Here is a 9,537-nt window from a genome sequence, read left to right as displayed (position 1 = left end):
CAACGGCTGGCTCGCCGTCACCTGGTGCGCCGGCCTCGCGGTACTCGGCTACCTCTGGTCGACGTCGAAGTTCAACGACGACCCGAAGTAACCGCGTGCAGGTTCCGGACGAGCCCGGCGGGCCCCCGCTACCTTCTGCCGGCCGCGGGCGACCACTGCCGTCAGCTCATCGGCCGGGACCGCTGCGTCCTTCACGCGGTGCCGACGCCGTCATGGCCACCGGCGGCGGGACGGGCGGCTTCCGGTTCCGCGAGCAGGTCGTCGACGATGCGCAGCCGGGTCTCCGGGAAGTACTCCGCGATGGCCTCCCGCATCATCGCCTCCCCCTCGGAGTCCGGCACGTCGCACCGCTCCCGGGTCTCCGCGTCCGGCCAGCGCGCGTACGCCACCCACGTGCCGTCGTCCGCCTGGTGCAGGCGCGACCCGTAGCTCCCGCACTCCCGGTGGATGGCGACCGTCACCCGGTGCCAGCCCTCCACGAGCAGGTCCTCCTTGCCCGGATGCGTACGCCACCGATAGATCACTGCGAACACTCGTCCGCCCCCTCCCGTGTCCGATCCACCGGACGATGGATCATCTGTGGAGTCCCAACCGGCCTGCCACGCCCGGCATTCCGTGGCACGCGGGCTTCCGGAGGCCGGTCGGGCGCGAGCGCGTGTACGGCGCGTCACGGCGCGAGATCGCGGCGGCGGAGCAGCACGTGGGCCGTGAGGAGGCCGGCCGCGCCGACGCCCGCGAGGACCGCGAGGCGCGGCCAGAGGACGGCGCCCCGCGCGAGGGCGTCGCCCGGTGTGTAGTAGTGGAACGGGCTGATGAAGCGCAGGGGCGCGGCGGGTTCCCAGGCGAGGGCGATGAAGTTGACGGCGAACCCCACCGCGCCGATCGCGATGACCGCGCCGAGGACCTGGGCCCGCCGCCGCCCGGCCGCGGACACGGCCAAGGCGGGTCCGATCAGGCAGAGGGCGAAGCCGTACCCCATCAGCCCGGCGGCGAAGACGCCGCCGATTCCCACCTCCGCGTGGATCTCCGGGGAGAGCGCCACTCCGACCGCGACGGTCAGCGTTGCCGCCGCGGTCAGGGCGGCGGAGGCGAGGAGGAGCGCCGCGGCGCGCTCCGCGAGGAGCCGGGTACGGGTGACCGGGCGGACCATGACCAGCTCGATCGTCCCGGACTCCACGTCGGCGGCGACGGCGGCGGCCGCGAGGGAGCCGACCGCCGTCAGCTGGAGGGCGATCCAGAACGGGTGCGTCAGTCCCGCGCCGAGCAGCCCGGCGTAGCTGGCGATCGAGACGTCGCCGCTGGAGCCGCTGAAGGCCCGGTACGCCGACGGCGGGCTCTTGCCGCCGCCGGAGAAGAGCTGCCCGGGCGGGATGGTGTTCGTGACGACGACGATGAGGGTCTCGAAGACCACCATGCCGACCAGCAGGGAGACGAGCATGCGGCGCCTGCGGTGCAGGGCCAGCCAGAGCAGCGGCAGGCGGGCGTTCACGGCGGTCCTCCGGTCGGGCGGTCGCGTCCGGAGGGGCGGTCGTGTCCGGACGGTCGGTCGCCTTCGGGAGGGCGGTCGTGTCCGGACGGTCGGTCGCCTTCGGGAGGGCGGTCGTGTCCGGAGGTTCGGTCGCCTTCGGGAGGGCGGTCGCGTTCGGAGGGGCGGTCGTGTCCGGATGGTCGGTCGCCTTCGGGACGGCGCTCGTGTCCGGACGGTCGGTCGGCTTCGGGAGGGAGGTCGCGGTAGAGGTCGAGGAACGCCTCGTCGAGACCGGCCTCTTCCACGGTGACGTCGGTGACGGAAAGCGTCAGCAGCTGGCGCAGGGTGGCCGTGATGTCGCTCGGCGGGACCAACAGCTCGGCCCGGGCGCCCTGCCACCGCGGATTCCAGCGGTCCGCGTCCCCGAGGCTCCGTACGCCGCCGGCCCCGGCCCCCTCTCCCGCGGCGAGGGTGACGCGGATCCGGCGGGCCCGGGCCTCACGCAGCGCGGAGACCCGCTCGACGGTGACGAGCCGGCCCTCGCGGACGATGGCGACCCGACCGCAGGCCCGCTGCACCTCCGGCAGGACGTGGCTGGAGAGCAGTACCGTGCGCCCGGCTTCGGCGGCCTCCGCCAGCAGCTCGTAGAACGTCTCCTGCACGAGCGGGTCGAGTCCTTCCGTCGGTTCGTCCAGGACGGCGAGCCGCGGATCGTGCTGGAGCGCCTGCACGAGCCCGAGCTTCTGTTTCATGCCCCGGGAGTACCCGAGGACGGGGCGGCGCAGGTCGCGGTCGGAGAGGGCGAGGCGCGCGCAGAGTTCCCGGCGGCGGGGCGACGGGGCGTGCTGCAGGGCGGTGAGCAGATCCAGCGTGTCCGCTCCGGTGAGCTCGGGGTAGAAGCGCAGCTCACCAGGGAGGTAGCCGAGTCGGGGCGCGAGCCGCGCGTGGTCGAGGACGGGATCGAGGCCGAGCACCCGCACGCTGCCGGCGGTGGGGCGGAGCAGCCCGGCGAGGCAGCGCAGCGTCGTGGTCTTCCCGGCGCCGTTCGGGCCGAGGAACCCGAAGACCTCGCCGGCGCCCACGGTCAGGGACAGCGACTCGACCCCGGTGACCGGCCCGTACCGTTTGGTCAACCGGCTGAGCTCGATCGCCCGCGCCTCGCCCATGGGCCCAGTCTGTCCCGCGAGGCGCCGCCCCGCCCACCCGGCCGCGCCTGCCGGACGCCGTCGCCGACGCGCTGCCCCGGGGAACGAGTCGGACAACGTGAACAACAGAGGTCAAGGAGACGGCAGCGCAGGGGAGTTGGCCGGGCGCTGGGTTACGTTGAGGGGGTGACCGACATCGAATCGCGCATCGACACGTCCCGGCCCCACACCGCCCGGATCTGGAACTACTGGACGGGCGGCAAGGACAACTACCCCGTCGACCGGGAGGCCGGTGACCGGATCCGGCAGCTGCACCCCGGGATCGGGGAGTACGCGAAGGCGGATCGGCTGTTCCTCGGGCGGGCCGTCCGCCACCTGGCCTCCGAGGCGGGGATACGGCAGTTCCTGGACATCGGCACCGGCCTGCCGAGCGCCGACAACACCCACGAGGTCGCCCAGCGCGTCGCCCCCGACGCGCGGGTCGTGTACGTCGACAACGACCCGCTCGTCCTCGCGCACGCCCGCGCGCTGCTCGTCGGCACGCCCGAGGGCCGGACGGACTACCTGGACGCGGACCTGCGGGACGTCGACACGATCCTCGCCGCCGCGTCGAAGACGCTCGACCTCTCGCAGCCGGTCGCGCTGATGCTGCTCGGTGTCGTCATCTTCGTCGAGGACGACGAGGAGTCGTACGCGATCGTCCGCCGCCTCATGGACGCGCTCGCGCCCGGCAGCCACCTCGTCCTGTCCCACACGGTCACGCACCCCGACATGCCGGACGTCGACGCGGCCGTCGCGTTCTGGAACGAGCACGGCACCCCGAAGCTGACCCAGCGCACCCCCGCCGCCGTCGCACGCTACTTCGACGGCCTGGAACTGCTGGAGCCGGGCGTGGTCTCGTGCTCGGCCTGGCGCCCGGAGACGCCGGCGGACGACGTCGCGATGTACGCGGGCGTCGGCCGCAAGTGACGGCGTCGAGGGCCGGCGGCCCCGCCGCCCTCCGTGGCGCGAAGCCGTCAGCGGCGGGATGCTGAGAGGAGAAGGGCCGCGCGGTGCCCTCGCGTGGTCGCGGGTACGAGGAGGCGGACCATGACACGGCACCTGGAGTGGAAGGTCGGCGTGGATCTGGTCGAGGAAGGCGGCAGGACCAAGGCGGAGGCGCGCCTGGACACCGGTACGTCGACCCTCACCGGACACGGCAGCGCCCGCTGCAACCCGTCGGACGTGGACGTACCGGTCATCGGCGACGAACTCGCCGCGGGCCGGGCCATGAAGGATCTGGCCGGAAAGCTGATGAGGGAGGCCGACCGGGAGATGGAGGCCGTGGGCGCCGACACCGTGCCGCGGCGCACCGGACCCGGATACGGCTGGCCGGAGGCGGTCGAGTGACGGACCGCCGCACAGCCGTCCGTCCCGGCCCGCCGGTGCAGCCCGCACCGACGGGCCGGGCGCTGCCCGGGGCGCCCCCGGCCCTCCGGCCCGGGCCGTGGACGGCCCCGCCCCCGGCCCTCCGGTCCGGACCGTGGACGGCCCCGCCCCCGGCCCTCCGGTCCGGACCGTGGACGGCCCCGCCGGACTCCGCGGCCGCTCAGCCCGCCCCGTTCTCCCGCTCGTCCTCGTAGGCGAGCCGGTCCACGACCTCCACGACCCCGTCCACGTCCTCGCAGAGGCGTACGAAGATCGGTGCGAGGCTCTTGCGCGGCAGGGTGCCGCTCAGCGTCACCCTGCCCTCCGCCACGTCGATGTGGAGGGAGGCGGGAGACAGGCGCAGGATGCGGGTCACGACGTCCTCGAGGATCTCCTCCTGGATGGCCCGGTCGCGGCGCAGGAACAACTGCAGCAGATCGCTGCGGCTGAGCACGCCGATCAGCCGGCCGTCCGGGTCCACCACCGGCAGCCGCTTCACGCGGTGCCGCTCCATGTGCCGGGCCGCCTCCACCGCCGTCCACGAGGGGCGGGCGGTGACCACCGGGCTCGACATCATGGCCTCGGCGGTGCTGGGACCGTCCTTGGCGGTATGACGCCTGAGCAGGTCCGCCTCGGAGACCACGCCCACCGGCCGGTTCGCCTCGTCCACGACCGGCACGGCCGTGATGCCGTACTCGTCGAGCAGCCGGGCGATCTCCTTGAAGGGAGTGCCCGGCTGCACCGCGATCGCGGTCGGCGTCATGAGGTCGGCGACACTGCGGTGCCTCATCGTTCGTCCCGTCCCTTCTCGGCTCCTTTGTCCATGATCCCTCACGGATGTCGGCCGACGGCCCGGGGGCCCGGAATCAGGCGCCGGGAATCCCGGCGGGGACGGTGACACGTCGGTTCCGGGACGAGCGGGTGTCCGCACCGGCGGTGACCTGCCCAGGCGCCCGCGTGCCCGCGCGCGGTGACTCCCGGGCACCGGGCGTCCGCCCGTTCAGCCGCGGAACACTCCCGCCAGGTACGCGTCGAGCCCGGCCGTCGCGGACGGCGAGAGCCGCGCACCGACATGGCCATCGGGCCGCACGAGGAGGGCCGTCGGCTCCCGCACGGCGTACAGCCGGGCGAACTCGCCCCGCGTGTCTCCTGCCGCCGCGTCCACAGTCAGAGGTGACCTGCCCCGCCACCCGTGCGGTGTGCGTCCGGGCCCCACGGACACTGATCTTAACGCACAGTGACCGCTTCTTGATCGAAGTATGTGGATTCTCGCGCGCAGAACCAGTTCCGCCCCGTTTCGGTGACCGTACGTCACACAAGACCTGGGAGGGAACCCAGGAGCAGCAACACCTCGCGGTTCGCCGCCGCGTACGAGATCGGCGACTACTGGGCGCAGCAGGACCGGGATGCTGTCGCTAAGGGCCGGCCTGGCCGGGAAGGCCGAACCGCGTGTGCGCGACACGTCGCTTCTCTGGGGTTGGCGTGAGCGGGGCTACAGGGGCAGGGCGATGACCGCGCAGCTCAGCGCCATGTCGTGGTGGGTTTTCGGGTGCGCGACAGGTGTCGCGGACAGCCCTGTGTCAGGGGTAGCTGCTGGTGGAGATCAACAGGGACCCGGGCGGTACTGACGTTCAGACTCTCCGCCGCTGTGGCCACGGGTAACCGAGCTGCATGGCGTATTCCGGCGATCCGCCGCAGACCTCGGCTGTCTCACGCGGGTCACCCGCCACGAGTTGTTCAGCCAGTCTGGCGGCCTGCACTTCAGGGGCGCCGCTGGAGACGTCAAGCACCATCCGGAACTGCAGCCACGGGCGGTTCTCCCTGATGGCCGAACGACCTGGGTGGAAGAGAAAGAGGTTGATCTGGCCGGGTTCCCAAAGCCAGGCGGACACACCGCCAAGTTCACATCCCCACCGCGCAAGCCAGTCAGTGCGTTTGCTGAGGTCCAGCTCCAGCAGCCGCGCAACGGAGCGCGCTGGCCACTCCCAGCTGCGGTCCGCAACCGCTCGCTCGACCTCTGCCTGGTATTCCTGTGCATCGAACCAGAACTCAGGCAGGTCGACGCCGTTCTCGTCGGGGTTGCGCCACTCGCTCCAGATCACATGGTCGCCGTCACGCCGGATGGTCACGTAGAGAGCGCCGCAGCACCCCTCGGTGCATGTTGCCTCGGCCAGCCGCACCTCGTGCGGCTCCGAACCAGCAGTAAGAGGGCCATCCGGCAGCAGGAGATATTTGGGATCTTCGCCCGGTCCTTCCGTGAACACCTCCGCCAGGACGTCCTCACCATCGACCAGCGGCCGGACTTCCACGTTTGCGCCCCTCTGCGGAAGATCAGGAACGGCAACGTGGAGGGTGAGGCAACGCTTCTTGTCAGTCACCGAATGATTGTCGGACCTGTGGCACTGGAGAGTCGCACCATTATTCACGGATGATCTTCGTCGACTGAGTCACTGGTGACGACATGGTCAGCGGTTCAGCTGAGCCATCAACTCCCGGTTCGCGGCGCGTGCTGCGGCAAGGTCTCCGCGCGCTCGGCGAGTTCGGATCGGAGGTCAAGGATGGGCTGCTGTAGCTCGGTGACCTGGCGGGTGAGCGTTTCGACGTCGGCGGGGGCGCCGAGACCGGAGGCCTGCCAAGCCGCCTGCCCGAGGTCTCGGAGAGGCGTTGTTCGAGCCGGGTGATGTGTGCGGACAGACGGCCGTTGCGGGCCGTCAGGTTCGCGACGTCGGCCAGCAGCGACTGGCGGCTGACCTGCGTCCCGGTTGCCGTCCCGGGCGGCGGCGCGGACGCGCGGGCGAGGACGGCCGCGTGCAGGTCACCGTGCCGGTGGATCAGGCTGCGGTGGACACCAGTGGCGCGGGCGACGGAGGAGACGGTGATCTCCTCGCCGGCCGCGGCCACTTGTCGAGGGCCTTGAGGACACGGGTCCATCGCCGGTCGGAGTCCGCAGCCCTTGCTCGGGCCAGGTGGACTGGTGATGTGGTCACGCGTCACGCTCCAGCCACAGGTCCGGCTCCGGCGGGCGGATGCCGGGCATGCCCAGGGAGACAGCGCGGGTCTTGCGCAGGGTGCGCGTGGCGTCCTTGATCTGCTCGCGTTCGTCGTCCGTGAGCCCGCCGAGGTCGGTTTCGACGCGCCGGATCAGCGTGCGGATGCGCTTGATTTCCCCGTCGGGGGGGGGCGTCTCGCTGCGGGCCCAAGCATCCAAGTCTGTGGCTGCGGCAAGGCGTTCGCGGTCCCGCAGCAGGGTGTCGAGATAGGTCCGCAGCTCCGGCAAGTACGAGGGGTCGGTGCGGAAGTGGTCGCAGCCGACGCAGCGGAACCGAAACGGGCATCCGTGGCCGCCGGTTTTGACGTCGCTCGGCTCGACGCAGATGCCGTAGCGGGACGGATACCTGGCCGATCCGCAGGCGGGCGTGCTCGTGTTCCAGGAGCTGGCGGGCCTGGGTCCAGATCTTGTTACCGTGCCGGTCGAACTGGCGTGAGACGAGTTTGTCGACCGCAGACCGGGTCCGTTTCTCGGTCACCCGTAATGGTGGGGTCGGGTGTTGGAACTGTCCGAATGCCTGGTCGGCTCGCCCTTGGGGCGGGTCAGTTTGTCAGTTTGGTTCGTTTTGGGCAGCTGTGGATAGGTCATGAGCCTCGCGGAGGGTCTCACCTGCCGTCGAGTTCGCGCCGGCGACCAGGTGCCCGATTGCTTGGTCAGTCAGCGATCGGATCAAGCGTCGCGGACCGTTCGGGCGAGCGGCGAGAAGTTGGCGTTCGAGGGCGACGCTTTCAGCCAGGGCCGGGAGGACCTTCTCGGTGAACTGCTGCGGGATGCAGTTGAAGGCGACCGATTGGCGGATGTTGCGGCGGCGCAGGAGGGTCCCGAACTCGGCCAACTGTGCGGGATCGAGAGTGGACCGGTCTCCGGTCGCGGAGATCGCGTCGTCGATGGCCTCGCGTCCGGCGCGGTAGGCCTGCCGGACGCTGAAGGACCACCAGTGAAAGCTCACGCCGAGTACGGGCTGGAGGGCTTGGGGATCTGGGCTGACGCCGATCGGGATCGTCCGGCCGTCGCTGATGCGCTCGTCTCGGGCGCCGGACCTGGCGAACAATGCGGCCTGGACGGCCTGGTGGAATCCGAAGTTCCCGCGGTCACCTTCGGGTGGAAGCAGGTCGCAGGCGGCGATGGCTTCGGCCAGGAGCTGGCTGGCTTCGCGTGGATGCCCGGTGTCGGCGAACCGGGGTGAGACCCCAGCGAGCCAGATCGCCAGTCCGGGCAGCCGCCGGGGATCGGCTGCGGCCATGCGGCGCTTGAGCTGGAGCGCGTCGCGTTCGATCTCCAGGCTCGCGTCGGTCTGCCCGGCCAGATCGAGGTAGATCGCCATTTCGAGGAGCGACCACACGACGCCATCAGGGGAGGGGTAGCCTCCAGGGCCGTCCGTCGCGCGGTGAAGGTCGACCACCTCGCGTTGAGCGGTAACGGCCCGCTCGAACTGGCCGGCCTCGGCGAGACCGTGCGCGAACGCGCCGAGGATCTGTATCTCCCTGTCTCCGTCCTCGCGGTGACGGTGCAACTCCCGGGCAAGCGTTGCAGCCTCGGTCTTCGCAGCCAGGGAACGATCATCGGCGTGCGCAAGCGAGTACTGCAGGCCAAGCGAGGAGATCGCATGCATTGCGGCTGCAAGGTGTTCGTCGGTTCCGTCGGCGAGAAGGCCCCGATAGATTGCCGCGGCCTCCTCGAAATACGGGATGCGCGCAGAGGGCCGCTCGCGATCGATTCGCCAACCGAACTCCAGCAGGCGCCGGGCCAGAACCGGCCCACCGGTGCTCGGCTCCTCAAGAGCCAACTTCAGTGCCTCGGCGATCGACTCCTCGGTGACCGGTTCACTCCTCATCGAAGCCCTCCTTCGCTGTTGTGCAACTGGTGATCGGGGAACCCGGGTAGTCGATCTGTCCCAGCCGGCGGCCGACGTCGGCGGCGTAAGCGCCCCAGTCCCCAGCCGCGGCTCGCTGCCATTTGACGGCGACGGTGATGTCGATGCCGAGGGTGCGGGCGAGAAACGGCTGCGGGCAGTTCGTGGCGAGCTGGAACAGGGCGGTCGAGCGGGTCTCCGAGGGTTTGATGCCGAGAATCATCGCCCCCACCCGTCTGGCCAGCGCGCTCGCGTCGGGGGTGTCGTAGCGCACCTGGCGGTATCGGGGGTGGAAGCCGGCGAAGTCGTAGACCAGCGGGGTGTGCGCGGCAGATGCCGACAGGGACAGCGGCGCGTGCTCCCAGTGGGCGGAGGCGATCACGATGGCCCTGGGTCTGGGCAGGCTCTGGGCCCAGTCCAGGAGCTGGCGCATCCACGGGCTGTCGTCGAGCAGCGGCGGGGCGCCGTGGCTGACGCAGAGGGCGGGCAGGGGACCGTCGGCGGGTGTCCAATGACGCTGGGCGCGGGCCCGGCGCAGGGCGCCGGGCAGGAAGTCGTCGTAGGCGCCGGCGGGCACGACGGGATCGAAGATCGGTGACACGGTGAGCCTTCTACG

12 protein-coding genes are annotated in these 9,537 nt (G+C 71.2%); 2 read left to right on the top strand and 10 right to left on the bottom strand.

Features of this window, described 5'->3' with window-relative positions; genetic code table 11:
- Window positions 1-191 precede the first annotated feature (191 nt).
- The 3 genes from ACFY8W_RS25895 to ACFY8W_RS25885 form a co-directional block, all read right to left on the bottom strand.
- Entirely contained in the window at window positions 192-533 is a 342-nt protein-coding gene (locus ACFY8W_RS25895; protein WP_391109625.1) for a hypothetical protein, read from the bottom strand.
- A 134-nt stretch (window positions 534-667) separates the two neighbouring features.
- A complete protein-coding gene (locus ACFY8W_RS25890) occupies window positions 668-1,489 on the bottom strand; it encodes an ABC transporter permease subunit (RefSeq protein WP_391109622.1) in 822 nt (273 codons plus the stop codon).
- Window positions 1,486-2,634: an ATP-binding cassette domain-containing protein gene (locus ACFY8W_RS25885; protein ID WP_391109619.1), complete on the bottom strand. Its 1,149-nt coding sequence runs from the start codon at window positions 2,632-2,634 to the stop codon at window positions 1,486-1,488. Before ACFY8W_RS25885 ends, ACFY8W_RS25890 begins: the two co-directional genes overlap by 4 nt.
- Before the next feature lie 165 nt (window positions 2,635-2,799).
- Here ACFY8W_RS25885 and ACFY8W_RS25880 point away from each other — a divergent pair, with 165 nt between their 5' ends.
- Both ACFY8W_RS25880 and ACFY8W_RS25875 read left to right on the top strand, forming a co-directional pair.
- The gene (locus tag ACFY8W_RS25880; RefSeq protein WP_391109617.1) at window positions 2,800-3,582 is read left to right on the top strand and encodes an SAM-dependent methyltransferase; all 783 of its coding nucleotides are present in this window, start codon (window positions 2,800-2,802) and stop codon (window positions 3,580-3,582) included.
- A 120-nt stretch (window positions 3,583-3,702) separates the two neighbouring features.
- Window positions 3,703-4,002, top strand: coding sequence for a DUF1876 domain-containing protein (locus tag ACFY8W_RS25875; protein ID WP_384423622.1), 300 nt, complete (start codon window positions 3,703-3,705; stop codon window positions 4,000-4,002).
- 199 nt (window positions 4,003-4,201) lie between these two features.
- Here the strand turns inward: ACFY8W_RS25875 and ACFY8W_RS25870 are convergent, their stop codons facing one another.
- The 7 genes from ACFY8W_RS25870 to ACFY8W_RS25840 form a co-directional block, all read right to left on the bottom strand.
- Window positions 4,202-4,810 carry a CBS domain-containing protein gene (locus ACFY8W_RS25870; protein ID WP_391109613.1) on the bottom strand — a complete coding sequence of 203 codons (609 nt, stop codon included), beginning with the start codon at window positions 4,808-4,810 and terminating at the stop codon, window positions 4,202-4,204.
- Window positions 4,811-5,020: 210 nt separating this feature from the next.
- Entirely contained in the window at window positions 5,021-5,185 is a 165-nt protein-coding gene (locus ACFY8W_RS25865) for a hypothetical protein (RefSeq protein ID WP_391109611.1), read from the bottom strand.
- 466 nt (window positions 5,186-5,651) lie between these two features.
- Window positions 5,652-6,398, bottom strand: coding sequence for a hypothetical protein (locus ACFY8W_RS25860; RefSeq protein ID WP_391109608.1), 747 nt, complete (start codon window positions 6,396-6,398; stop codon window positions 5,652-5,654).
- 40 nt (window positions 6,399-6,438) lie between these two features.
- Window positions 6,439-6,921: a hypothetical protein gene (locus tag ACFY8W_RS25855; protein WP_391109605.1), complete on the bottom strand. Its 483-nt coding sequence runs from the start codon at window positions 6,919-6,921 to the stop codon at window positions 6,439-6,441.
- A gap of 82 nt (window positions 6,922-7,003) precedes the next feature.
- Window positions 7,004-7,297: a transposase gene (locus ACFY8W_RS25850; RefSeq protein ID WP_391109602.1), complete on the bottom strand. Its 294-nt coding sequence runs from the start codon at window positions 7,295-7,297 to the stop codon at window positions 7,004-7,006.
- 322 nt (window positions 7,298-7,619) lie between these two features.
- Window positions 7,620-8,903 (bottom strand): tetratricopeptide repeat protein, encoded by a 1,284-nt coding sequence (locus tag ACFY8W_RS25845; protein WP_391109599.1) that lies wholly within the window; start codon window positions 8,901-8,903, stop codon window positions 7,620-7,622.
- Complete coding sequence (locus tag ACFY8W_RS25840) at window positions 8,893-9,522, bottom strand: hypothetical protein (protein ID WP_391109597.1); 630 nt, start codon at window positions 9,520-9,522, stop codon at window positions 8,893-8,895. The genes ACFY8W_RS25845 and ACFY8W_RS25840 overlap by 11 nt, the downstream gene beginning before the upstream one ends.
- Between the last annotated feature and the right edge of the window lie 15 nt (window positions 9,523-9,537).

Source organism: Streptomyces sp. NPDC012637, assembly GCF_042954805.1.
In the GTDB taxonomy this organism is placed as follows: Bacteria; Actinomycetota; Actinomycetes; order Streptomycetales; family Streptomycetaceae; genus Streptomyces.
Note: the sequence above shows the minus strand (reverse complement) of the source record. Positions and strands in the feature narration are given on the sequence as shown.